Source organism: Pontibacter actiniarum (assembly GCF_003585765.1).
Lineage (GTDB): Bacteria > Bacteroidota > Bacteroidia > Cytophagales > Hymenobacteraceae > Pontibacter > Pontibacter actiniarum.
The window spans coordinates 2113344-2138481 of the sequence record NZ_CP021235.1; the positions used below are offsets into that span (position 1 = coordinate 2113344).

Here is a 25138-nt window from a genome sequence, read left to right on the forward strand (position 1 = left end):
AGATTTAGTACCCTGGGGTTGGCTTCAGGTTTGGATTTGCCACCAGGTCATCAGAAGGTATCGGATACAGCGCTCTATAGGCCGGCACAGAAGTTCCTTCCTTTAAACCGCCCTTCCAGGCCCACAGGTATTCTCCGCCAGTGAACAAGTTGTAGCGGATCAGGTCTGTGCGGCGATGCCCTTCCCAGTTAAGTTCGCGGGCGCGCTCGTCAAGTATAAAGTTTAGGTTCAGCTGGCTGCTGGTAATGCTGCCGTCTGCGCCTGTGCCAACATAGGCACGGTTGCGCAGGGCGTTTACATACTCCAGCGCCTGTCCGACAGATCCTCCCGAACCTCCACGCAGCACGGCCTCTGCATACATCAGGTATACATCAGCCAAACGGAACATCGGGAAGTCCGTGTCCACGAAAGTTGGGTTGGAGCCAGCTTCGCCTGCAGCGTTAATATTCTTCCACTTCGTGATAGGGTAACCGTTTTTAAACGTCTTAATTTCTTCTACTTCCAGGGTCTGCCCCTTTGTAAAGAAGTTGGCTCTGTCGTCATTATCAAGCGCAGTGCCTGAAAACAGGTTATAAAACGCAGGAGTAACACGAAGCCCACCCCAGCCAGAGTCTATTCCGAAATCAGCGGCGACCATGTCTCCGCCCACCGCGCCATGCGTCAGGAAGGTAGTGCCGCCGTACGACTGCGTTCTCATACCGTCAAAAGCAATCGGGAAGATAATCTCACTCGAGTTGTCGTTGTTTGTCATAAACAGCTCGTCGTAATCCTCCTCCAGCTGGTAACCCGCGTCAATCACTTTCTTGGCATAGGTGATCGCCTCTGTATACTTATTCTCCCCAGTGTACACGGGAGCATTCAGGTACAGCTTGGTGAGCAGTGTCCAGGCAGCGGCTTTGTCAGCACGGGCATACTCGTTCTGGCGCGCGTCCACCAGTTCGCTCTCAACGGCTTTCAGCTCAGACTCGATGTAGGCAAACAGGTCCTCTTTGCTGATCTGCTCCGGGAAGAAAGCCCCGATCGGATCTTCTTCTGTAACAAAAGGAACACTGCCGTACAGGTCCAGGGCATGCCAGTAGCTCAGGGCACGCAGGAAACGCGCCTCGGCACGGTAGGTTTTGGCAGCTTCCAGGTTAGCCCCTGTTATGCCGCGTTCCTCCAGCTTTGCATCGGTGGTTTCGCGGATAAATTCGTTGGCTGCTGTAACCTGGTAAAAGATGCGGTAATACATGGCCTTGGTCATGTCGTTGTTCGCGGCCCACAGCATCGTGTTGATCACCGGCAATCCCGGGTCGTTCCAGGCCACCACAGCCTCATCCGTCGGCACTTCCTGCAGGGTCCAGTACGTACGCACGTAGTTAGATGCCCCTTCATCAACGCCTCCCACATCGGGCTTACCAGCAGGCCCCTGCTGGCCAGTTACGGCAAAGCCGGCGTACAGCTTTGCCAGGATGCTTTTATAGTTGGCAAAATCTTTATAGACGGTGGCCGAGGTTACCTCATAGGCAGGTACGCGATCCAGGTCATCGGTACAGGATGCAGTACCAACCGCTACCAACCCTGCACAAAGTATTGTTCTTAAATATCTAGATGTCATCTTGATTCAGTTAATTAAAGTTCCAGGTTCAGGCCAACGGTGTAGACAGTTGGTCTTGGATAGAAGTTGTTGTCAATACCGCCTGCAATCTCTGGGTCCAGGCCATCGTACTTGGTGACGGTAAACACGTTCTGCACATTGGCATTCAGGCGCAGGTTGGCTTTATCGTTCAGGATTTTGCCGAAGTTGTAGCCCAGGCTGATGTTCTCCATGCGCAGGAAGGAGGCGTTCTCGATATAGTAGTCAGACTCATACTGGCGCGTGTTAAACTCCGTCTCGTACACGTTGCCTACCATGTTGGCCAAGTACTCCCCTGCTTGGAACACATCATAGGCCGCGTTGTTGGAATACACGTTGTTGTAGACGTAGTTATTCAGGCTGGCGCGCATCAGCAGCCCCAGCGACCAGTTTTTGTAGTTCAGCTGGGAGTTAAAGCCGAAGTAGAACTGTGGCTCAGGGTTTTTGTAGCGGTATCTGTCTGCATCGTTCACGATACCGTCTTCGTTCAGGTCGGCGTACAGCCCTTCAATCGGCTTGCCGTTGTCATCATATACCTGCTTGTGCACATAGTAGCTGTACGGCGCATACCCAACCGAGTGGATCTGGATCTTACGGCCTGTGGCACCGGAGATATCCCCCTCCAACACACCTACTGAGTTCTCATCTTTCACCGTGTTCAGCTTCGTAATCTCGTTTCTGTTCCAGGAGCCGTTCACGCCCACTGTCCAGCCGAGGTCCTCTTTGTCTATCGCTACAAAGTTCAGCACAGCCTCCAGGCCTTCACTGTCGATAGAGCCAACGTTGGTTAGCAGCAGGTTTGTCAGGTTCGTACCGGCCGGAACAGCGATGATGCTCAACAGGTCATCGGTTTTTCTGTTGTAGTAGTCCAGGCTACCGTACAGCCTGTTGTTCAGGAAGCCAAAGTCGATACCCGCGTTGTAGGTTTCCGTCTCTTCCCACTTCAGGTTCCGGTCATACTCTTCCGGGCGCAGCAACAGGTAGTACATGTCGCCCAGGCGGTACATAGACGCATTGTCAGAGCTGGTATAGCGTGCCAGGAACGGATAGTCGTTATCAGAGATGTCCTGCTGGCCGGTTATACCGTAGCCTACGCGCAGTTTCAGGTCAGAAACAACGGTCGAGTTCTTCAGGAAAGACTCTTCCACAATACGCCAGGCCAGCGCCATGGAAGGGAAAGTGCCCCAACGGTTATCTTCTGAGAAACGGGAAGAGCCGTCGCGGCGAACGGTGGCCGTTAACATATAACGGTCTTTGAACGCATAGTTAACTCTTCCGAAGAAAGACACCAGTGTGTTCTGTGTTTCGAACGGAAAAGGATCAGCTTTCTTACGCACGTCACCGTTGTCGCGGAAGGTGGCAAAAGCCGGTTTTTTAATCAGGAAGTCCTGGTAAGAGTAGCCGGCAGTCGCATCAATACGGCTGGCAATGCCCGGCAGCTCCTTGTTGTAGTTCAGGTAGAAATCCAGCAACTTGTTTGTTCTGTCCTCCTCATACTCCTTCACCGAGCCGCGTTCATAGTACTCCGCAGCCATCGTGCCCGGCGAGCGTGTAATGCCCTCGCTTTCTGAGATGTCGTAACCAAGGTTCAGGTTAGCACGCAGCTCCGGCAGGAAGTGGAACTTGTAATCCAGCTGCACATTACCGATGCTTCTGAGCACCTCGCCTTCGTCACGCTTTTGCTTTAGCATGCTAAGCGGGTTTCTGGTCGCGATGGTAATAGGGTTGCCGCTTACGTCCGTCCACTCGAAGTAGCCACCGAAGGCATTGTCCTGATACACAGGCTGAGTAGGGTCAAACGCAACAGCGGCACCAATAGCGCCTATATCGGCAAAGCGGCTGTTCGTTTTAGCCCCTTTCACGTTTACATCCACTTTCAGGTGGTCGTCCAGGAAAGTAGGCGTAAGCTTAACGGCAGCCGTTACACGCTCAAACGCAGAGGTTTTAAGCACGCCTTCCTGGTTCAGGTAGCCTACCGACACACGGTACGGCAGGTTTTTAAGGGAGCCACTTACGCTCAGGTTGTTGTCAGTGGTATAGGCCTCTCTGTAAATGCGATCCTGCCAGTTGGTGTTGGCCTCGCCAAGCAGCTCCTGCTGCTCCGGAGTGCCTTGCTCCATAACCACTTTTCTGAACTCATCCGCACTTAGCACATCCACCTCTTTGTTTACAGTAGAAATAGAGTGCTTCGTGCTGAAGTTAATGCGCATCTTATCTCCAGCCTTACCGCTTTTAGTGGTAACGATGATCACACCGTTAGAGGCGCGCGAGCCATAAATGGCAGTAGCAGAAGCATCCTTCAGGATGTTCATGGAGGCGATATCGTCCGGGTTGATGAAGTTGAGCGGGTTAGCAGAGCCTGCCACCTGGTCATTGTCCACCGGCACACCGTCGATAACAATCAGCGGATCGTTGCTGGCATTCAGCGATGCTCCGCCACGGATGCGGATGCGGCTGCCTGCGCCCGGGGCACCGCTGTTGGAGGTGATCTGCACACCAGCCACTTTACCAGAGATGAGCTGCTCGGGTGTGGTTACCTGGCCATCCTGGAAGTCCTCTTCCGTTACAGCCGTCACCGCACCCGTAAGGTCGCTCTTTTTCTGCGTACCGTAGCCCACCACCACTACCTCTTGCAGTGCTTTGGTGTCGGGCTTCAGGGAAACGTCGATGGTTGCCTGGTTGCCTACCACAACTTCTCTCGATGAAAAACCGATGTAGTTAAACACCAGCGTGGCATTGGCCGGAACTGCGATGCTAAAGTTACCATTCAGGTCAGTGGAAGTACCGCGCGTCGTGCCTTTAACCACAACGGCTACACCCGGAAGGGGTATTCCGCTATCGTCTGTCACGGTGCCGCGCACCGTTTGCTCCTGTACAGCCTTTCTTTCAGCTACCGGAGTCGCTTTAACAGGTGCCGTGGCGGTAGTTGCATCTTTTACGATGATGTACACATCGTTTACCTTCTTATAAGTAAGGCCGCTCGGGGCCAGCACCTTCGTCAGCACCGCATCCACACTTGGCTCACCCGCCAGGTTAGCTGGCACCTGAAACTGCAGGTCACGGGCCACGTCTGCCTTATAAGAAAACTGAATGCCATACTTGCTGCGAAGATCCTTGAGAACGCTGCTCAACGACACGGTTGAGGTGCTTTGCCCTACTACACCTGAGGTGTTAGCCAGCGCCACCTTCGCGTCGTAATGATCTTGAGCTGCTCCCGAAAAATAAAGGAAACACGCCGCCGTAATCAGGCTGCAGGTCCTTATTCGGTTTGTAGTTTTTTTACGCATAGGAAAATAGTTAATTGATCAGTTAGAGCTTATTGCTTATTGTAATGGTCTTGTTTTGCTGTTGTATCTCCACCTCCAGCGTCTCCGACAGTGTTGAGAGGATGTGTGAAGGCGAGTTGGTGTTGAGGTAGGCTGTAATGCGCTGCGTGGCCAGGCCCTGCCCGCTGATGTGCACTGTGTAGCCGTAGCTGTGCTCCAGCAGCTGCGCCACCTCTTCCAGGGTGTTGTTCTCAAACACAAGGCTGGTGTTCTTCCAGGCGTTGTAGAGCTCCGGGTTTACCCTGCGCTTTGCGACCCCTGTCGCCTCGGTGGCCTCCACCAGGTCACCGGGAGCCATCGTCAGCTGCTGGCGCTCCCCGTTCTGGCTGATGTGCAGGTTTACCTTGCCGCGCTCCAGTATCACCCGTTTGATGTGCTCCTTGTTAGACACGCTGAACTCGGTGCCCAGCACCTCTACCTCCAGGCCATCGGCAGTGCTCACAACAAAGCGCTGGCTGTTGAGCTTATGCGTTACGGAGAAGAAGGCCTGCCCCTCCAGCTGCACTGCCCGGTCTTGGTTTGGGCCCCAGGTGGCTGGCAGCGTTATACTTGAGTTGGCGTTCAGTACCACAAAAGAGCTGTCGGGCAGGTGCAGGCGCAGGCGCTCCCCGGTAGTGGTGGCGTAGGTTATTTCCGCTTGCTTTTGCTCCGGTTTTAAAAGGAGGTACCCGCTCACAAGCAGCAAAGCCGACACAGCCGCCGCTATCCAGATGGCACTGCGCTGCCAGAACCTTATGGGGATCACGTTGTCGCCTTCCTCCTCCTCCCCATGGGACAGATAGTGCTCCCGCGCCTCGCTCAGCCGCGCCCAGATATCCTCCAGGTCCTGCTCCAGGGCTGGCTCATTGTCCGCAGAGAGGTGCAGCACCAGCTGGCGCGCCTCCTGTATGGCTTGGCGCTGCCCCGGGTTCTCCTCGAGATACTTCTCCCAGAAGGCCTTGCGCTCCCGGGTTGGTTGCTGCACCCACTGGATAAAATTCTCATCAGCTGCAAAGTCAGTTGCGGTAAAGTAGTGGTACTCCATTCAAGCGTTGTTAATAGTATTCAGCAGTACTTAGTGTCTGCTCACTAACCACTATAGTAGGTTGGCCACCGTTTTATCCCTCCCGGAGAAGAAAATTTTAAGAAATTGTTAAAAAATGTTGAAAGGATAGACCACCCCTGTCTTTCGTGTGGGTTTTGATGCGGCAAATGAGGTTTTACCGCTTTGTTTGCATAAATAAGGCCTTTGGCTTCTAACTCCACGGTCTAAATCAAAGGCTTTAATTTGCTTGACACACGACCTTACAAGCTGTCTGTTTACAGCTTAAAGGAGAAGCACGAATTCCCTGTGTTATAGCTTTCTGCCGGAACACGCACTCCGCTACAGCAACACCTATTGGGCTTACTCGTCGTACCTCCGCTCTTATGACGCTCCCGCCTGCAGCCGCCGGGCTTAGGCTATTCCCTTTCCCCACCCAGGAAAGCGATGGCTGGCGGCATTCTCCCACGAGCGCAGCGCAGGAAGAGCGCCCAAATTGGCTTCGGCACCGCAAGCCAGGAATTTTATACATAGGATGATAGACATATAGATAATGATATATTTTATCTTTGCCGGGGAACAACGGGATTCGTATCGCTTGTTTTCTGAATCTTATTTGTATCTTAGCTATACGCCATACTTTACCATTTATGCAACATCGTAAGCAGGCGCAGTTTCGCAGGCTTACTCAGGCAGGAATCTGTAGACAACTTAATATACCACCACCTTGCAAGCTCCTCTACCCAGTATATCTATGCAACGCCACTCGCTAGAATTCTACCGCTCCATTGTGGGCAACAGCATGGATCTTGTGTCGGTGATCGATGCCGAGGGTAAGTTTCTGTTCGTGGGCGAATCTGTAAAAACTGTTCTGGGCTATGAGGTAGAAGAGCTGGAGGGTGCTAGCGCCTACAGCTTTATACACCCCGATGACCTGCCGGACGTACTTGCCACCATGGCAGAACTGCTGACCAGCGGCAAGGGTAAATCTGCCCTGTTCCGCCACAAGTCCCGGGACAAAGGCTGGCGCTGGATAGAGTGCAATGCCACGAACATGCTTGAGAACGAGCACGTGCAGGGCATTATGACCAGCTCCCGGGACGTAACGGAGGCAAGGCAGCTTCTCTACGAGAAAGAGTACCACCAGGCGTATTACGAGTCCCTCTTCTTCGAGCACCCACACGCCGTGTTCACGCTCCACACCTCGGGTAAGTTCCGGCAGGTAAACCAACACATGGAGACCATTACCGGCTACAGTGAGCACGAGGCGCTAACGATTTCCTACAGCGCAATGGTGCACCCGGACTCTTTGGCCGCAGCGAACGAGGCGTTCCAGAAGGTGTTGGCGGGCAAGGCGCTTACCGTGGAGATCTGCATCCTGACCCGAGCCGGAGAGGAAAAGGACATCACTGTTTCGCTGATGCCGGTATACTTTGCAGGGCAGTTACAAGGGGTACAGGGCATCGCCAAAGACATTACAGAGGCCAACAAAGCCAAACGCCTCATTCAGGAGCAGGCCCAGCAGCTAAACACCATTCTGGAAAGTATAACCGAGCCGTTTTACGTGCTCGACAGCCACTGGCGGTTTACGTTTGTAAGCGCCGCGTTTGCCTCTTTTATGAACCGGAGCCGGGAAGAGCTTACCGGGCAAGTAATATGGGAGCTCTTTCCAAAAGGCGTTTCCACGCGCTTCTACCAGGTGTGCCAGGAAGTGTCCCGGCAGAAGACAGCGGTGCACTTTGAGGAGACCTTTAGGACCCCTTACCCCTGCACCCTGTACTTTACCCTTTACCCGAACAAAGATGGCATTTCGGTTCACTTTGTAGACATCACACAGCAGAAGAGAACGGAGCGCGAGATCGAAAAGCTGTCTTTCGTAGCCAGTAAGACCATAAACGGGGTAGTGATCATGGACCCGGAGTGCCGCATTGAGTGGGTGAACGACGGCTTCTGCCGCCTGACCGGCTACAGCCGCGAGGAGGTGCTGGGCCGCGTACCGAGCGATTTCCTGCAGGGCACCGACACGGACCCGGAAGTAGCGAAAAGAATCCGCAGCAAGTACAGCAGCCTGCAGCCCTTCTCGGAGGAGGTGCTTAACTACAAGAAGTGCGGCGAAAAGCTCTGGTTCTATATAGACGTGACCCCTATTTTCGACCAGTTTGGCAACCTTGCCAACTACATTGCCCTGGAAACGGACATTACAGAGAAGAAAGAGGCGGAGGTCAGGCTCCTGAAGCTGGCGGATGACCTCTACAAGCAGAACCGCGACCTGCAGCAGTTCACCTATATCATATCGCACAACCTGCGCGCCCCTGTCGCCAATGCACTGGGGCTGGCGCAGCTCGTGCAGCGGCTGCCTAAAGACGCGGAGCCGTACGACACGGCGCTGGAGAAGCTCCATGCCTCCGTGCAGGAGCTGGACGCTGTCATAAAGGATGTAAACAACGTGCTTTCCATCCGCGACTCCGGCAGAGTGTCACCGCGTGAAACAGTGTACCTGCAGGAGGTGTGCGAAGAGGTGCTGGAGCAGTTTGCCGGAGAGTTGGAGCACCACCACGCGCAGGTAAACGTGGCCATTGACCCGGCATACTGGCTCTCTTCCATCCGGGCTTACCTGCACAACATCCTGCACAATCTTATTTCAAACGCACTAAAGTACAAGGCAGAAGAGCGCACGCTGGAGCTGACCATTAAAGCCGAGCAGGACGCGCGCGGTTATGTGCTCACGGTGATCGACAACGGCACGGGCCTCGAAGAGCATGTGGTGCAGCACCAGCTGTTTCAGTTATACAAGCGCTTCCACCCGAACACGCACGGCAAGGGCATCGGCCTTTTCCTTGTGAAGACACAGGTGGAGGCGCTCGGAGGGAAAATAAAGGTAGAAAGCGCCCCTAACCAGGGCACGACATTTACAATATACTTAGGCGCAAAAAATGTACAATAAAGTTTACATCGTTGATGATGATGAAGTTAGTATCTTCCTGACGGAGGCCATACTGGAGGCGGACCAGTTTGCCACGGAGTGCAAGGGCTTTCTCGACGCAAAGAATGCGCTCCAGACCCTGCTCGAAAGCGCCACCGGCCAAAGCCAGGATTCGCTGCCGGAAGTGATCTTCCTGGACCTGAACATGCCCTTTATGAGTGGCTGGGACTTTCTGGAGGCGCTGAAACCGTACGAAAGCACGCTGAAAGGCCACTGCCGCATTTACATCCTTACCTCCTCGGTAGACGAGCAGGAGCGCAAGCGCGCCCATGGCACCAGTTTGGTTGCCGGTTTCCTGCAAAAGCCCCTGGAGGATGAGTGGCTCATACAGCTCAAGTAAAGCCACCGACAGTAACCTGCTCAAACACGACAAACTTAACGCCCATAGCCCGTGACCTCACCAACCTACACTAACCCAGGCATCTCCTCCCTACGGTTGGAGCGCCTCAACCGGCTTCTTTTCAACAACTACCCCGATGCCGTGTATACCATCACCATGGATGGCATTTTCCATACTGTAAACGACACAGTGTGCGAGCTGCTGCAGAAAGAACAGAAGGAGTTGGTGGGGGAGGGTTTTCAGCTGTTTATCCACCCGGAGTACTGGGAAGAGGTGGTACACCACTTCAAGGCTGCCAAGCAGGGGCTGCCGCAGCGCTACCAGACAGTGGTGCGCAACAGCAGCGGCGTATCCGTGTTTCTGGATATCACGAACTTCCCCCTGAAAGCGGGTGACCAGATGGTGGGCATCTTTGGGATTGCAAAGGATATCACGGCGCAGAAAGAGCGCGAGCGCGCACTGCTGCACACCAGCCAGGAGTTAATCCGGCAGAACGAAGAACTGGAGCTTTTCCGCAAGATAATCGCCCATGATTTCCGCAGCCCCATTGCCCGCCTGATCGGGCTTAGCAAGCTCCTGCAAAAGGACAACCTGCCACAGAAAACGCAGGCGACAGCCATTGGCTCGCTGCTGCAGTCGGCTCAGCAACTGGATGGCATGGTGCGTGACCTGAACCAGATGCTGGCGCTGCGCCAGCAGGGCGATGAGACGGGAGAACTCTGCCATGTGGAAGATCTGCTGCAAGTATGCCTGGCCAGCCTGCAACAGGAGATCAGCGCCGCCGGGGCCACCATCACCATCGCACGGCAGGCCGATTTGCAGCTTTTCACGGCCAAGGCCTATTTAACCAGCATTCTCCAGAACCTGCTCTCAAACGCGCTGAAGTACCGGGACCCGGAGCGGCCGTTGCAGGTAACCGTAACCCTGAAGCAGCAAAACGGCGAAGCAGTTATAGCAGTAGCCGACAACGGGCGGGGCATGGACCTGGATAAGGTCTCCAACGATCTGTTTAAAATGTATAAACGCTTCCACAGCGAAGTGGAGGGAAAAGGCCTCGGTTTATACTTAGTAAAAGAACAGGTTAGGCTGCTACAAGGCAAAGTAGAGGTAGAAAGCACGCCAGCCGTTGGCACCACCTTCACCGTTACGCTTCCTATCCCTGCTTCAGTATAGTTTCTCCGACACGGGTAAGGCGCCGGTTTGCCAGTTTGCTGGTGCGCCGGCACTTCTTTTCCTCCCCTGCCTCCAGCACCGATACGCAGGCCACGCTCTTGCACCAATCTCCGCAGCGGCACCAGTTATCCCCTAACACCTTAACAGGCGAGGTTAAATGCTAATGCCCCACATGTGCCGTTTGCAGCGCAAGCACTTACCGTGCGTGCAACGGCTTTGTTCCTGAAATATACATTTCTCGGCCACCCGGATAGTTGACGAAAGTCACTTTGCGAAGCGCTCCCAAAGGCTATCTTGCATCTTTTAATGGCTAAACAACGGTCTTAGCGGCAGCAACGGAAAATTAAGTGAGGGTGCGCCTAACTTAGCTTTATGACAGAAGGTATACATATAATAACTAAACCCGGACAAACTAGTTAGCTCCTACTGTACAACCATGCACCCAGCGTCGCAACATTTCCTCCGTAAGGCCACCGGCAGCACAACAGCCCCCTTCTCAACAGTTGACGGAAAGGGCCGCTGTTGCTATGCAGGCGGGCCAGCCAAACTGCTTTTAAAACATGATGCTTCCGGCATAACAGGTATGCATGGCTTTAGCCTGGATGACCAGACGGAAGCGGAACAGGAACTGCAGGGGGCACCGGGCAAGGGAACAACTGTGAAAGTGCACCTAAACGCCAGCGCCGGCCATGTATAAAAAAGTGTTTATTGTGGATGACGATGAGGTGAGCGTCTTTTTGGCGGAGGCAATGCTGGCGGCGGATAACTTTGCCCAGGAGTACTTTAGTTTCCTGCAACCTGCGGATGCACTGGAGCTCCTGCTACAGCCCCTGCGGCAGGGAGAGCCGGGCGAGCTGCCAAATGTGCTGTTCCTGGACCTGAACATGCCCTTTATGAGTGGCTGGGACTTCCTGGACGCGCTGACACCCTACGAAGGACAACTGCAGGAGCATTGCCGCATTTATATCCTGACCTCCTCGGTAGACGCCGATGAGATGAAACGCGCCCAAAGCTACCCCTTTCTGGCGGGGTTCCTTCACAAACCACTGGAGGAGGCCATCATCAAAAAGCTACTGAAGCAGGCTTAGCATCAGCAGCCCAAAAAGTAACTTCCCCGACACGCCCTACCAGCTAAGAGTAAACCAGACTGATACAGAAGCACGTACGTACGCGGGGCAAAAGAGCTTGCGGAGCGGCCAGTTCCATGCTTCTGCCAGATTTTATCGCCTGCTACCGCTGGTTGCTCAGCATATCCTTTTTACCTTTACCGCTCACCAAACTTCAGGCGCGGCCGTAGGTTACGTTACTATGCCCAAAACCTTTGACTTCTTTGCCCGCTTCGGTCTCTCACTCCAGATCGTAAAAACAGCGCTGGCAGCAGCCACGTCCTGGCTGGTGGCTACCACGGTGCTGGGGTCCGACTTCCCCTACTTTGCGCCGCTGGCCTCTATCCTTACCGTGCAGGTAACCGTTGCCGACTCTGTTGAGAAAGCCACGCAGCGCATCATCGGCATTATCGGCGGCGTGGCGGTCAGCCTGCTGATCGGGCACTGGTTCAGCATCAGCAGCTTTTCTATCTTCCTGGTGATCATTACCGGGATGTGGATTTCCAAGGGGCTCCGCATGAACCCGCAGATCGTGTCGCAGGTGGCGGTGAGTTCTTTCCTGGTGCTGGCCTTTGGGCTGCAGGAGGAAGGCTACGCCCTGGAGCGGGTACTGGAGACGCTGATGGGCTCTGTAGTGGCTGTGCTGATCAACGCCCTGATTGTACCGCAGAACGCCATCCCGGAGGTAGAGAAAAGTATACTTGCCCTGGGGGAGCAGGGCACCAAAACCCTGCAGTTCCTGGCCAGGCAGCTTCGCCAGACGGAAAAAGGCCAGCTGGTGGGCCGTCAGGAGACCGATGCCCTCATTGCCGCCACCGAGGCAAGTATAAAAGCCCTGCAGCTGGCTGAGCAAAGCCTCAAGTACAACCCCTTCCTGACACACAAGCGGACCCGCCTGAGCCGGCTGGCCGTAAGTGTGAAGCGGCTGGAGCACATCACTACCCAAATCCGGGGCATCCGCCGGGGCATTGCCGACCTTAACTCCGCACACATCTTTGAAACAGACCTGCAGGATACGCAGGCGCTGCAGGAGGCGATGGAGGCCACCGCCTCCTGCATAACGCTCTTCAGCCGCACGATGGTAGAGCAACAGGAGCGGCACCACCCTGCCCTGCTGGCCAGCATACAGGAGGCAAACAAGCTGCAAAGCCATTGCCTCGAGAGCCTGCGCAGCATCAAATCCAACCGCACGCTCCGCGACATCGGCAGCATCCTGACCGACCTCAGCCGCATACTGGCGGAGGCGGAGCGTTAGGTTTTAGCGCATGCTCACCTGCTTTCTGTTCGGCTTAGCGCCCATGTAAAACACCAGGTCCCCGCCATTCACCAGTTCGGTGTGGGTCAGGTAGCTGCGGTTAAGCGGTTTCCCGTTCAGCTCTATCTTCTGCACATACACGTTTTTATCGCTCTGGCTTTTGGTACGGATGGTGAAAGTCTTGCCGTTCTCGAGGTGTATGCTTGCCTCTTTGATGGCCGGGCTGCCGATGGCGTACTGCTCAGAGCCGGGTGCCACCGGGTAGAAGCCCAGCGTGCTGAAAATGTACCAGGCGCTCATCTGCCCGCAGTCGTCGTTGCCGCCCAGGCCGTCCACCGTTGGTTTGTACATGGCTTTTAGGATCATGCGCGTGCGCTCCTGCGTTTTCCAGGGCTCATCGGTCCAGTTGTAGAGGTATGCCACGTGGTGCGAAGGCTCGTTGCCGTGCACATAGTTTCCAATGATGCCGTCGCGGCTGATGTCCTCGGTATTGGCGAAGTACTTGTCCGGCAGCTCCATCGTAAAGAGCGAGTCGAGGTGCTGGGCAAAGCGCTGCTTCCCTCCCATCATGCTGATCATCTGGGCCGGGTCGTGCGGCACGTAAAGGCTGTAGTTCCAGGAGTTGCCCTCAATAAAGCCCTGCCCGTGCGTGTCCAGCGGGTCGAATTCTTTCTTCCAGGAGCCGTCGCTCAGCTTAGGCCGCATATAGCCGGTGCGGGCATCGTATACATTCCTGTAGTTCTGGGCCCGCTGCATAAACTCCTCGTACACATCCGGGCGGTTCAGCTTTTTAGCCATCTGGGCAATGCACCAGTCATCGTAGGCATACTCCAGCGTTTTAGATACCGACGACCCATTTTTGTCCTCAGGCACATAACCCAGGTCCATGTAATAGTCCAGGCCATCGTAGTAGCGTGTTTTGGCGGTGGCTACGCAGGCATCCAGGGCTCTCTCCACATCAAAACCAGCATTGCCCTTTATCACCGCGTCGGCAATAACCGGCACACTGTGGTAGCCGATCATACACCAGTTCTCGTTGGCGTGGTGCGACCACACAGGCAGCATCTTGTGCACGCTCTGGTCGTAATGTGCCAGCATGCTCTGCACCATGTCGGCGTTGCGCTTCGGCTGCACGATGTTAAAGAAAGGGTGCAGTGCGCGGTACGTGTCCCACAGCGAGAAGGTCGTGTAGTTGGTGAAACCGTCGGCTTTGTGGATGTTCTGATCCAGGCCACGGTAGTTGCCGTCCACATCCATGTAGGTGGTCGGCCCCAGGAAGGTATGGTACATGGCCGTGTAGAAGTTCACCAGGTCCTCCTGCTTCAGGGCCTTTACCTGTATCTTGTTGAGCTCTTTGTTCCAGAGCGCCTGGCTCTGCTGCTTTACCTGCTCAAAGTCCCATCCGGGCACCTCGGCGCGCATGTTGGCCAGCGCCCCTTCTGTGCTAACCGGCGAAAGGGCGAACTTTACCTGCAGCTTTTCCCCTTCCTGCACATCAAAATCGAAGTAGGCGCGCAGTTTGGTGCCGGCAAACTCCGGAAAGTTCTTTTCCTGGTCGAACTTGCGCCAGAAGCCCTTGTACACCTGCGGCTCCGAGAAGTCCTTGTTGCCATAGCTTTTGATCGGTTTGCTGAAGGACATGGCAAAGTATACCGTGCGCGTGCGGGCCCAGCCGTTCGTCTGGCGGTAGCCGGTTACCAGTGTATCGTTCTCCACACGCACAAAGGTCCACACGTTTTTGCCGTCGTAGTTGTAAATGCCGTGCATCAGGTCCAGGATGACGTGCGCCTCCTCGGCCTTCGGGAAAGTATACTGGTGCATGCCCACGCGGTTGGTGGCAGTAAGCTCAGCGGTGATGTTGTGGTCATCCAGCTTTACTTTATAGTAAGCAGGCTCGGCTTTTTCGTTTTGATGGGAGAAGGCGGAGCGGTAGCCGCTTTCCGGCTTCTTCTCTGTGCCCGGGTTCAGCTGTAGCTTTCCAGTGGTGGGCATCAGCAGGAAGTCGCCCAGGTCAGAGTGGCCCGTACCGCTGAAGTGGGTGTGGCTGAAGCCGACAATCGTAGGGTCGTCGTACTGGTAGCCGGCGCAGTACTTATACACGTCCTTGTTATACTTGCCATCCATGGCGTACGGAATCGTGTCTGTGTCGGGGCTTAGCTGCACCATGCCGAAAGGGGCGGTGGCACCGGGGTAGGTATGGCCCATCTTGGCCGTGCCGATCATCGGGTTAACATATTGCACCAGGTCCCGGGGGCTGTTGGACTGTGCCGCTAAAACGGCAGGGATGAGAAGCAGCGCGGAAAGGATTGTTTTTTTCATGCGGTGAGAGGGTAGATAATGTTTGCACACGAAATATAGGCATTCCATTTTAAAATCCCTCACCATCAGCACAATCCCGCACGGCACCGCCAAAACCTAAAACTTTGTGGGGAGGTACGTGTTATCTTGGGATCAACCGCATGTTTAACGACTGGGCGCGTCAGCGAATGTGGCCGAACCAGCACCAGCCACAGCCCTTCGCCCCACGCAGAACAGTCGTAGGCATGCGCTAGTTTCTAAACATTCATTCAACAACATTACACGTATGGCTATACTTTTTTCGCCACTCCCGATACGCGGCATTACCCTGAAAAACAGAATCGCGGTATCGCCAATGTGCATGTACAGCAGCCAGGACGGCTTTGCGACGGACTGGCACCTGGTGCACCTGGGCAGCCGGGCTGTGGGTGGCGCCGGCCTGATCATTTTTGAGGCCACGGCTGTGGTTCCGGAAGGCCGCATCACCCCCCACGACCTGGGCATCTGGAAGGACGAACACATTGACGGGCTGCAGCGCATTACCCGGTTTATCACTGAGCAAGGCGCCGTGCCGGGCATACAGCTGGCCCACGCCGGCAGGAAGGCCAGCCACCACAGGCCTTGGGACGGCGGCACAGCCATTGCACCGGACGAAGCGAGCGGCTGGCAAACTGTAGCCCCCAGCGCCATTCCTTTCTCAGAAGAGACTCCTGTGCCGCACGAGCTGACACTGCAGGAGATCGATGCGTTCAAAGACGCCTTTGAGGCCGCTGCCGTACGTTCTCTGAAAGCTGGTTTCCAGGTGATCGAGATCCACGCGGCACATGGTTACCTGCTGCACGAGTTCTACTCCCTGCTAAGCAACCAGCGCACCGACCAGTACGGAGGCTCTTTTGAGAACCGCATCCGGCTGCTGCTGGAGGTAACCGAGCGCGTGCGCCAGGTATGGCCGGAGGAATTACCGCTGCTGGTGCGCATCTCCGCCACCGACTGGACCGAGGGCGGCTGGACGGGCGATGACTCCGTGGCACTGGCCAAAGAGCTCAAAAAGCGCGGCGTAGACCTGATCGACTGCTCCACCGGCGCCAACGTACCTCAGGCGACCATACCTGTTGGGCCGGGTTACCAGGTGCCATTTGCCCAACAGGTAAAACAGCAGGCCGATATCCTGACTGGCGCTGTGGGCGTTATTACAGAGGCGCAGCAGGCCGAGGAGATTCTGGCCAATGGGCAGGCGGATATAGTGCTGCTGGCCCGCGAACTGCTCCGCGACCCGTACTTCCCGATGCACGCCTCCCTTGCCCTGGACGATGAGCACCCATGGCCGCTGCAGTACGAGCGCGCAAAGCCCCGCCGGCGCTAACACGAACACCTGGCGCCGGCAGCCGTAAACTCAAATCCACCAATAAGCAATAAGATGAGCGACAACGTAATTCATGATGAAGAAGACCTCCGCTTTTACATGCCTTTCAAGGAGGAAGACGCGGAGCTTACCTATACTTACCCGGAAACAGAGGTAATGGACTTTGACCACACGTATGTGCCGGACAGCCAGCGCGGCAAAGGCATAGCGGGAAAGCTGGTGAAAGAAGGGCTGGAGTATGCACGGTCCAGGAACTACAAAGTTATTCCCTCCTGCCCGGTGGTAGAGGCCTATATCAAGCGCAACCCAGAGTATAAAGATATGGTGCAGCCAGAGTAACAGGCCCTTCGCAAGAAAATATCGCCTGCCGCTGTTGGCTCTCCTGTAAGAAAGAGCTATCTTAGCTACCGCATCCTGCCCAACGAAATTAACTTTCCGGGCAGGATGTTGTGTATTAGACTCACCCAAACAAACACCATGAAAAAACGCCACCTCCTATACTCCCTGGCTTTGGGCACCACCCTTAGTCTGGCTGGCACAGCGGCACAGGCCCAGGAGTTCACCCGCCAGGACACCCTTCGCGGGAGCATCACCCCCGAGCGCGCCTGGTGGGACCTCACCTTCTACGACCTCCACGTCAGCGTAAACCCGCAGGACAGCAGCCTGCAGGGCAGCAACACCATCCGCTACAGGGTGCTGGAGCCGCGGCAGCGCCTGCAGGTAGACCTGCAGCCCCCGATGCACATCCAGAAGGTGACGCAGAACGGAAAAGACCTGCAGGTGCAGCAGGACGGTAATGCCTGGTTTGTGCAGCTGCAGGAGCCGCAGAAGGCGGGCGAGGAGAAGGAGATCAAGGTATACTACGGCGGCAAGCCGCAGGTAAGCGAAAACCCGCCCTGGAGCGGGGGCATTACCTGGGAGCGTGACCAGAACGGCAAGCCCTTTATCGCCACCTCGGTGCAGGGAGACGGCGCCAGCCTTTTCTGGCCCAACAAAGACCACATGTACGACGAGCCCGACAGCATGCGCATCAGCGTGCGCACGCCCGAAGGCCTGATGGACGTGAGCAACGGCCGCCTGAAAAACGTGCAGGAGCACCCGGACGGCAGCAAAACCTATACTTGGTACGTGTCCAACCCCATCAATAACTACGGCGTCAACATCAACATCGGCGACTATGTGCACTTCTCAGACAAGTATGAGGGCGAGAAAGGCCAGCTGGACCTAGAGTACTACGTGCTGCGCGACAACCTGGGGAAGGCCAAGGAGCAGTTCAAGCAGGTAAACCAAATGCTGCAGGCGTTCGAGCACTGGTTCGGCCCCTACCCGTTCTATGAAGACAGCTACAAGCTGGTGGAGGTGCCCTACCTGGGCATGGAGCACCAGAGCTCCGTCACCTACGGCAACGGCTACCAGAACGGGTACCTCGGGCGGGATTTAAGCGGCACCGGCTGGGGCAAGAAGTTCGACTTCATCATCGTGCACGAGTCGGGCCATGAGTGGTTCGCCAACAACATCACCTACAAGGACGTAGCCGACATGTGGATCCACGAGAGCTTCACAAACTACTCCGAGTCGCTGTTCCTGGACTACCACTACGGCACAGAGGCGGCCAACGAGTACATCGTCGGCCTGCGCAACATCATCCGCAACGACAAGCCCATCATCGGCCACTACGGTGTGAACAACTCCGGCTCCGGCGACATGTACCCGAAAGGCGCCAACATGCTGCACAACCTGCGCCAGATCGTAGGCGACGACGAGAAGTGGAGAGGCATTCTGCGTGGCCTGAACAAGGACTTCTACCACCAGACCGTTACCACGCAGCAAATAGAAGACTACCTGAGCCAGAAGGTGGGCCGCGACCTGACGTCTGTATTTGACCAGTACCTGCGCGACGTGCGCATCCCGAAACTGGAGTACAAGCAGGCGGGCCGTACCCTGCAATACCGCTGGGCGAACAGCGTCAGCAACTTCGACATGCCGGTGAAGGTGTACCTGAACGGAAAGGAACAGTGGCTGGAGCCGACCACGGAGTGGAAAGAACTTAAAAACGTAAAGAGGGGCTCTAAAGTAGAGGTAGATAAAAACTTCTATGTTACAGCTCAACGTGTAACAACCGCCTAGTATCACCTCTCCACAACAAGTATAAACACCGCCTCGGTTACCCGGGGCGGTGTTTTGTTTTCAACAGCAAAGTATAAAGCTGAAGTTTGCGCGAAAAGCTTTAATTCCTCATATTTATACTACGCATACTTCCTAAACCTTACCTATGCTAAAATCAATTACCACGGCTATACTCTTCGTTTGCTGCTTCACGCAAAACCTACTTGCACAAGACAGCTACATACTCCTTAAACCAGACAGGGTATTTGACGGTGAGGCCATGCATGAAAACTGGCAGGTACTGGTAAAGAATGATAAAATTGAAGTTGTTGGCCCTGCTCTGAGCACGCCTTCTAACACGACAGTACGTGACCTGAAAGGCACTACCTTGCTACCCGGCTTGATAGAAGGCCACAGCCATTTGCTGCTGCACCCTTACAACGAAACACCCTGGAACGACCAGGTGCTGCGAGAATCAAGGGCAGAGCGCATTGCCCGGGCTACAGTGCATGCCAACAAAACACTGCTGGCCGGTTTCACCACCGTGCGCGACTTAGGCTCAGAGGGTGCCGGTTACGATGACGTGGGCCTGAAGCAAGCCATTGAGAAGGGTGCCATACCTGGCCCGCGGATGTTGGTGGCTACCAAAGCACTGGTGGCAACAGGCAGCTATGGCCCTAAAGAGCTAAGCTACGACATCGAAACGCCTATCGGTGCTGCAGAGGCAGACGGACTGGAAGGTGTAACCAAAGAAGTGCGTGAGCAGATCGGCCACGGCGCCGATATCATCAAAGTATACGCGGATTACCGGTGGGGCCTGAACGGAGAGGCAGCCCCTACTTTTACGCTGGATGAGCTGAAGAAAATAGTGGAGGTGGCCAGCAGCAGTGGCCGCCCTGTTGTAGCCCATGCCGCTACGCCGGAAGGCATGCGCCGTGCCATACTTGCCGGGGTTTCCACGATGGAGCACGGCGATGGCGCCACGCCGGAGATTTACCGCCTCATGAAAAAACACAAAGTTGCCCTCTGCCCCACCCTTGCCGCCGGCGATGCCATTAGCCAGTACCGTGGCTGGCGCAAGGGGCAGGACCCGGAGCCGGAGCGCATCCAACTTAAAAGGCAGAGCTTTAAAGCCGCGCTGGATGCGGGCGTCACAATTTGCATGGGTGGCGATGTGGGGGTGTTCCCTCACGGAGAAAATGCGCGCGAAATGGAGCTGATGGTGGCTTACGGCATGTCTCCGCTGCAGGTGCTGCGCGCTGCCACATCGGTTAACGCCGACGTGTTTGGCATTGGCCAGAAGGTGGGCCGCCTTAAGCCAGGGCTGCTGGCTGACCTAGTCGCTGTTTCCGGTGACCCGCAGAAAGACATCAGCCAACTGCGCGCGGTACGGATGGTGATGAAGGGGGGCCGGCTCTACCAAAACTAAACCTGCTCGGGCAGCGGCTCCTGCCCTTCGCCTCCCCCCTGGTAGAAGCGGGTGGTCGGGTAGGCAAAGCGGATGTCGGGGGAGCTGAGGAACTCGGTCAGCACATCCTCCCATACCAGGTGGGCGCTTTGGCGGCGGCGCATCAGGCTGCACACATAGCGCATGGTGAGCTCAATGCCGTTGTCGCACACGGTGGTGTAAAGGCGGGGCTGCAGGTCCTCGTAAAAAATGAGGTGCCGCTGCGACTGCCGCTTTATCTGCTGCCGGGCCGCCTCCGTCAGTTGCTCGGCGTGCCGCTGCATGATGTCCCGCAGGATCGTTTTGGCCTTCTGCCAGTTACTTTCAAAGGTGATCCGCACCGGTATCTCCTGCCAGATAAATGGAAAGCCATAGTTGTAGTTGGCCTGCGTTTCGGTAAACACCTTCAGGTTCGGGATGTTCACCACCCGCCCCGTTGCCTGGTCGGCCTTCACCCAGCCCTGCACCTCGTTCAGCGAGAACTGAAAAAGCCGCGTGTCAATCACGTCGCCAATGTGCTCCCCCACCTGGATACGGTCCCCGATACGGAAGGGGCGCTTCCAGATAATAAACACCCAACCGGCCATATTCAGCACCGGCTCCCGCAGCGCCAGCACCAACCCCGCCGACAGTAAGCCCAGGAAGGTGGCAATAGACCTGAACCCGTCAAACCAGATATAGGAAAGGAAAAGAATGGCAAGCCCCGTGGCCGTGTAGTTGGTAAACTTGCGCCACTGGTACTGCTTGCGCAGGTCGGTGAGCCGCTGCCGCACCAGCCGCAGCAGTAGCCTGCTCAGCAGCCACAGCACCCCTATCACTGCCAGGGAGTAAAACAGCCTGCCGTAGAAGTCCTGGGGAAGAGCGGAGTGGCCAGCCAGCCACTGGGTGAGTTCGTGCATGGGCATCAGGTTTTACCACCCATACGCAAACAAGGCCTACAAGTGTTTAGGGGATGGGCAGGGCACGCAGGCAAATTGCCGTAACAACATCTATAGCATCTAAACATCCGTATATAGCGTATGTCACAGAACATTTTGTTGCATAGGTTGTTTTCCTGTTGCAATTATTGATCTTCCTATATTTTAACTGATTGCTTAATCACCTGCCAGGAGGCATGTTTGTACCGCCGGAACAGCCCTGTAACTCAGGCTCTACCGCTTAAGCAACTGTTTGAAGGGTAAATCGAGCGTTTTTATTGTACTTTATAATCCCTAACTTGGGGAAATTTTACAGTAGCTCCTGCGATGGGTTTTGTACCCAAACCAGAGGCTGCCAAAGTCAGCTTGTTTGAATGTTGAATTGATTGTTGCCGCCATTGCAAAATTTAGTATCAACTGAGGAATCACTTGCTATTGAGCCACCCTATGCTGCCGCGCCCATCTGCTGGCGCAGGAGAAGCGTTTGGCCCTGCCATCTGATCCCAAACAAGCTGCATATCTAAAACACGGTCCACATGGAAGAAGAGCTACAAGTCTGGCTTAGGTTTAGGGAAGGTAGTGAGGCTGATTTTACGTTACTTTACAAGCGTTACGCGCCTGTGATGCTGCGTTATGGGGGCAAACTCACCCATGACAACGATCTGGTGAAGGACTGCATCCAGCAGGTTTTCTTCCAGGTGTGGAAGAGCCGGGAGAAGCTCTCCAACCCACCGAGTGTGAAGAACTACCTGCTCAAGTCCTTTCGCTGCGAGCTGGGCAAAAAGGCTTCCTTCAAAAGCAGGCACGAGCCGCTGCCGGAAGATCTGAGCCTGGGCGCAGAGGCCTCCTATGAGGCCGCACTCATCAGCTCCCAGTCATTTGAGCTCATCCAGCAGAAGGTACACCACCTGCTCTCCCGGTTGCCGGAGCGGCAGCGCGAAGTTATTTTCCTCAAGTACTACACCGGCCTGCAGTACGACGAAATCGCTGACATTATGGAAATTGACCAGAAGTCTGTGTACAAGCTAACCTACAAGGCCATTGATAAACTCCACCGCCTCTTTAACGAAAAGCCACAGCCAGCCGTAACAGAATCGCTGCGCAAGCGCATGAGCGGGCTGGCCAGCAGCCTGCAAGCCAATGCCAGTGCCGATGCTCCGGCACAGCAGGTGCCCGGCAACGCCTCTCTGCTGCTGGACCTGGGGAAACTGTAGCCTTATTTACTATGCAGACCTGCTTTCTACCGACCGGCGCTGGCTTTATTACAAGAAACAGCCTATCTTAAAATCTTGATTAAAAATATCTGTCACAAAAGCCTTATGAGAAAAGGAAACACACGCAGTCTTCTGCTCATGGCCACCCTGCTGGGCGGCCTCAGCGTAAGCGGCCTTAGCGGCTGCAGCAGCACAGCCTCAGAGCAGGAAACGACTACTACCGCGACCGAAGCTACCACCATGAGAATTGAGAAAGAGCCCTTTGGCACCACTCCCGACGGGCAGGAAATCAGCCTGTATACCCTCACCAATGCAAACGGTGTAAAAGTTAAGATTAGCAACTACGGCGCCATCGTGAACGCCATCATCACCCCGGATAAGAACGGCGAGATGGGAGATGTCGTGCTGGGCTTTAACGACGTGAACGGCTACATCCCTAACGACCCGCACATCGGCGGCGTTATCGGGCGCTTTGCCAACCGCATCGCGAAGGGCAAGTTTACACTGGATGGCCAGGAGTATACGCTCGCTGTGAACAACGCCCCGAACCACCTGCACGGCGGTAACATCGGCTTCGACCGCGTGGTGTGGCAGGCAGAAGAAATGCCGGAGCAAAACGCCATTGAGCTGACCTACCTGAGCAAGGACATGGAGGAAGGCTACCCGGGGAACCTGACGACCACCGTCCGCTACACCCTGACGGATGATAACGGACTGAAGATAGACTACAGCGCCACCACCGACAAAGCCACTCCTGTTAACCTGACCAACCACAGCTACTTTAACCTGTCGGCAGGCGAGGTGAAGGACGTGAGCAACCACATCATCCAGATCAACGCCGATAAGTATACAGCCGTTGATGCGTCCCTGATTCCAACGGGCGAGCTGGCAAGCGTAAAAGGCACCCAGCTGGACCTGACGCAGCCCCAGCCGATCGGGAAGTTCCTGAACCAGATACCGGGCGGCGGCTACGACCATAACTTTGTGCTGAACAAAAGCGCGGAAGGTATGACCAAGGCAGCCGAAGTGTATGAGCCCACCTCTGGCCGCGTTCTGGAAGTGTACACCACGCAGCCGGGAATCCAGTTTTACACCAGCAACTTCCTGGACGGCACCCTGACAGGCAAGAACGGCAACAAGTACACCAGGCACTACGCCTTTTGCCTCGAAACGCAGCACTTCCCGGACTCCCCGAACCAGACGGGCTTCCCGTCTACGATCCTGAGACCGGGCGAGACCTACCAGGAAAGCACCCTCTACAAGTTCTCTGTTAGGGCAGACAAGCAGTAAAAGGGGCCGGCAGCGGCACCTGCCCGCTACAGCAGCGTTTGCTGCCATGGCATTTCAGGGTTAGGTCCGCGGGGCTCTTTTGGCTAAGGAGTGCAGAAGGGCTACCGTTGTGTCTCGCCTCGTGGCACAGCCCAGGAAACAGACACCCGGCACAGGCTGCCGATAAAGTTGAACCATTAAAAACCTGCCCCGGCAGGTAGCTAAACCGAATACTAACGAATTAATAAACGATCAAAGAAATGGCCGGAACCACCCATACCGACGTGAATGCTGCCAAAGCGGCCAGCGGAAACGCCGTTACTAAAAAATACACGGGCCCGCTCATCACGGTAACGATGCTCTTCTTCATGTGGGGCTTCATCACGTGTTTGAACGACATCCTGATACCGAAACTGCAGCAAGTGTTTACCCTGGAGCTGTGGCAGGCGATGCTAATCCAGACGGCCTTCTTCGGCGCTTACTTCTTTATCTCGCTGCTGTACTTTATCATGTCGATCACCAAAGGGGATCCTATCCGCAAGATCGGCTATAAAAACGGTATTATCGTCGGCCTTGTCATCGCTGCTGTGGGGTGTGCCCTTTTTTACCCTGCCGCCGACCTGCATAGCTACGGTTTCTTTCTGGGGGCCCTGTTTATACTTGCCTCGGGCATTACCGTGCTACAGATAGCCGCTAACCCGTATGTAACCATTCTTGGACCGCCGGAAAGTGCGGCCAGCCGCCTCAACATGACCCAGGCGCTAAACTCACTGGGTACAACCGTGGCCCCTATCATCGGCGGCTACCTAATTTTTGGCGCGGTTAACGCCGAAAGCGCAGGGGCCGACTCTGTAAAGCTGCCTTACCTCGGTTTGGCGGCCACGCTCCTGGCCATCGCCGTGCTGATTAAAATCGCGAAGCTGCCAAGCATCCAAAGCGAAGACGACATTACCCCGGACGCGGGCGCGCTGCGTTACCGCCACCTGGTGCTGGGCATTGTGTGTATTTTCGCCTACGTGGGCGGGGAGGTTGCCATCGGCAGCACCCTGATCAACTTCTTCAGGCTTCCGGAAATCGCAGGGTTGGATGAGACGCAGGCGGGCCACTTCCTGGCCTTTTACTGGGGTGGCGCCATGGTGGGCCGCTTCTTCGGCGCTGTTGCCCTCTCAAGCATGAAGAACAGCACGTTTAAGTACCTGATCATCGCCGGTATCGCTGCCGTTGTGTTTGTCATTATCTCATCAGTTTACAGTATGGATGAGGCCTTGATTACCCTCGGCCTGATTGCCCTGAACTTTGTAGTACTGATGCTGGGCCGCTTTATCCCGAACAGAACCCTGGGGCTGTTTGCCGGCACCGTGGTTGTGCTCCTGCTCATTACCAGCTTTGCGACAGGATCGGTGGCAATGTGGGCCGTTATCGCCATCGGCCTGTTTAACTCCATCATGTTCCCGACCATCTTCACACTGGCGATCAAAGACCTGGGCGTGCACACGTCACAGGGTTCTTCGCTGCTGGTGATGGCCATTGTGGGAGGTGCTATCATACCGCCGCTGCAAGGCGCCATTGCCGACGCGACCGGTAACCTGCAGCTTTCATTCCTGGTACCGATGGTCTGCTACCTGTACATTATGTACTATGGCTTCTCCGGCTCGAAAGTGAAGGAGCCTGCAGCGTAAGGCACATCATAACGCTTTTTATAAAG

The 25138-nt window shown here is 55.4% G+C and carries 17 protein-coding genes; 12 read left to right on the top strand and 5 right to left on the bottom strand.

Translation table 11 applies throughout. The features are described 5' to 3' along the window. Window positions 1-4: 4 nt before the first annotated feature. From CA264_RS09075 to CA264_RS09085, 3 genes are read right to left on the bottom strand one after another with little or no spacing between them, the layout of a single operon-like run. Window positions 5-1597, bottom strand: coding sequence for a RagB/SusD family nutrient uptake outer membrane protein (locus CA264_RS09075; protein WP_036775975.1), 1593 nt, complete (start codon window positions 1595-1597; stop codon window positions 5-7). Between the two features lie 14 nt (window positions 1598-1611). After that, window positions 1612-4902, bottom strand: a complete 3291-nt coding sequence (locus tag CA264_RS09080) for a SusC/RagA family TonB-linked outer membrane protein (RefSeq protein WP_084196188.1) — start codon at window positions 4900-4902, stop codon at window positions 1612-1614. 22 nt (window positions 4903-4924) lie between these two features. After that, on the bottom strand, window positions 4925-5965 hold the full coding sequence (locus tag CA264_RS09085) for a FecR family protein (protein WP_025606504.1): 1041 nt from the start codon (window positions 5963-5965) through the stop codon (window positions 4925-4927). Between the two features lie 751 nt (window positions 5966-6716). On the opposite strand from CA264_RS09085, the gene CA264_RS09090 reads away from it, so the two are divergent. The 5 genes from CA264_RS09090 (at window position 6717) to CA264_RS09115 (ending at window position 12819) form a co-directional block, all read left to right on the top strand. Further along, entirely contained in the window at window positions 6717-8906 is a 2190-nt protein-coding gene (locus tag CA264_RS09090) for a PAS domain-containing sensor histidine kinase (RefSeq protein ID WP_025606506.1), read from the top strand. Beyond that, window positions 8896-9285, top strand: a complete 390-nt coding sequence (locus tag CA264_RS09095; protein WP_025606507.1) for a response regulator — start codon at window positions 8896-8898, stop codon at window positions 9283-9285. The genes CA264_RS09090 and CA264_RS09095 overlap by 11 nt, the downstream gene beginning before the upstream one ends. Window positions 9286-9336: 51 nt before the next feature. After that, window positions 9337-10458 carry a PAS domain-containing sensor histidine kinase gene (locus CA264_RS09100; protein WP_025606509.1) on the top strand — a complete coding sequence of 374 codons (1122 nt, stop codon included), beginning with the start codon at window positions 9337-9339 and terminating at the stop codon, window positions 10456-10458. Between the two features lie 689 nt (window positions 10459-11147). Further along, entirely contained in the window at window positions 11148-11546 is a 399-nt protein-coding gene (locus tag CA264_RS09110) for a response regulator (protein WP_025606513.1), read from the top strand. Between the two features lie 220 nt (window positions 11547-11766). Continuing rightward, a complete protein-coding gene (locus tag CA264_RS09115) occupies window positions 11767-12819 on the top strand; it encodes an FUSC family protein (protein WP_025606514.1) in 1053 nt (350 codons plus the stop codon). Window positions 12820-12822: 3 nt separating this feature from the next. Here the strand turns inward: CA264_RS09115 and CA264_RS09120 are convergent, their stop codons facing one another. Then, window positions 12823-15138, bottom strand: a complete 2316-nt coding sequence (locus CA264_RS09120) for a GH92 family glycosyl hydrolase (protein ID WP_025606516.1) — start codon at window positions 15136-15138, stop codon at window positions 12823-12825. Window positions 15139-15403: 265 nt separating this feature from the next. Between CA264_RS09120 and namA the strand changes: the two genes are divergently transcribed. The 4 genes from namA (at window position 15404) to CA264_RS09140 (ending at window position 20015) form a co-directional block, all read left to right on the top strand. Next, window positions 15404-16480, top strand: a complete 1077-nt coding sequence (gene namA, locus CA264_RS09125) for an NADPH dehydrogenase NamA (protein WP_025606518.1) — start codon at window positions 15404-15406, stop codon at window positions 16478-16480. Window positions 16481-16534: 54 nt separating this feature from the next. Continuing rightward, complete coding sequence (locus tag CA264_RS09130) at window positions 16535-16819, top strand: GNAT family N-acetyltransferase (protein WP_025606520.1); 285 nt, start codon at window positions 16535-16537, stop codon at window positions 16817-16819. Window positions 16820-16957: 138 nt separating this feature from the next. Next, entirely contained in the window at window positions 16958-18607 is a 1650-nt protein-coding gene (locus CA264_RS09135; protein WP_025606522.1) for a M1 family metallopeptidase, read from the top strand. Window positions 18608-18752: 145 nt separating this feature from the next. Continuing rightward, window positions 18753-20015, top strand: a complete 1263-nt coding sequence (locus CA264_RS09140) for a metal-dependent hydrolase family protein (protein ID WP_025606524.1) — start codon at window positions 18753-18755, stop codon at window positions 20013-20015. On the opposite strand, the gene CA264_RS09145 is transcribed toward CA264_RS09140, so the two are convergent. Then, window positions 20012-20932, bottom strand: coding sequence for a mechanosensitive ion channel family protein (locus CA264_RS09145; protein WP_025606526.1), 921 nt, complete (start codon window positions 20930-20932; stop codon window positions 20012-20014). The two genes, CA264_RS09140 and CA264_RS09145, sit on opposite strands and share 4 nt — an antisense overlap. Before the next feature lie 554 nt (window positions 20933-21486). On the opposite strand from CA264_RS09145, the gene CA264_RS09150 reads away from it, so the two are divergent. From CA264_RS09150 to CA264_RS09160, 3 genes are all read left to right on the top strand, one after another. Further along, the gene (locus CA264_RS09150) at window positions 21487-22164 is read left to right on the top strand and encodes an RNA polymerase sigma factor (RefSeq protein WP_084196189.1); all 678 of its coding nucleotides are present in this window, start codon (window positions 21487-21489) and stop codon (window positions 22162-22164) included. A gap of 105 nt (window positions 22165-22269) precedes the next feature. Further along, window positions 22270-23454, top strand: a complete 1185-nt coding sequence (locus tag CA264_RS09155) for an aldose epimerase family protein (protein ID WP_036775978.1) — start codon at window positions 22270-22272, stop codon at window positions 23452-23454. 239 nt (window positions 23455-23693) lie between these two features. Then, window positions 23694-25112 (top strand): sugar MFS transporter, encoded by a 1419-nt coding sequence (locus CA264_RS09160; RefSeq protein WP_025606530.1) that lies wholly within the window; start codon window positions 23694-23696, stop codon window positions 25110-25112. The last annotated feature ends 26 nt before the right edge of the window (window positions 25113-25138 follow it).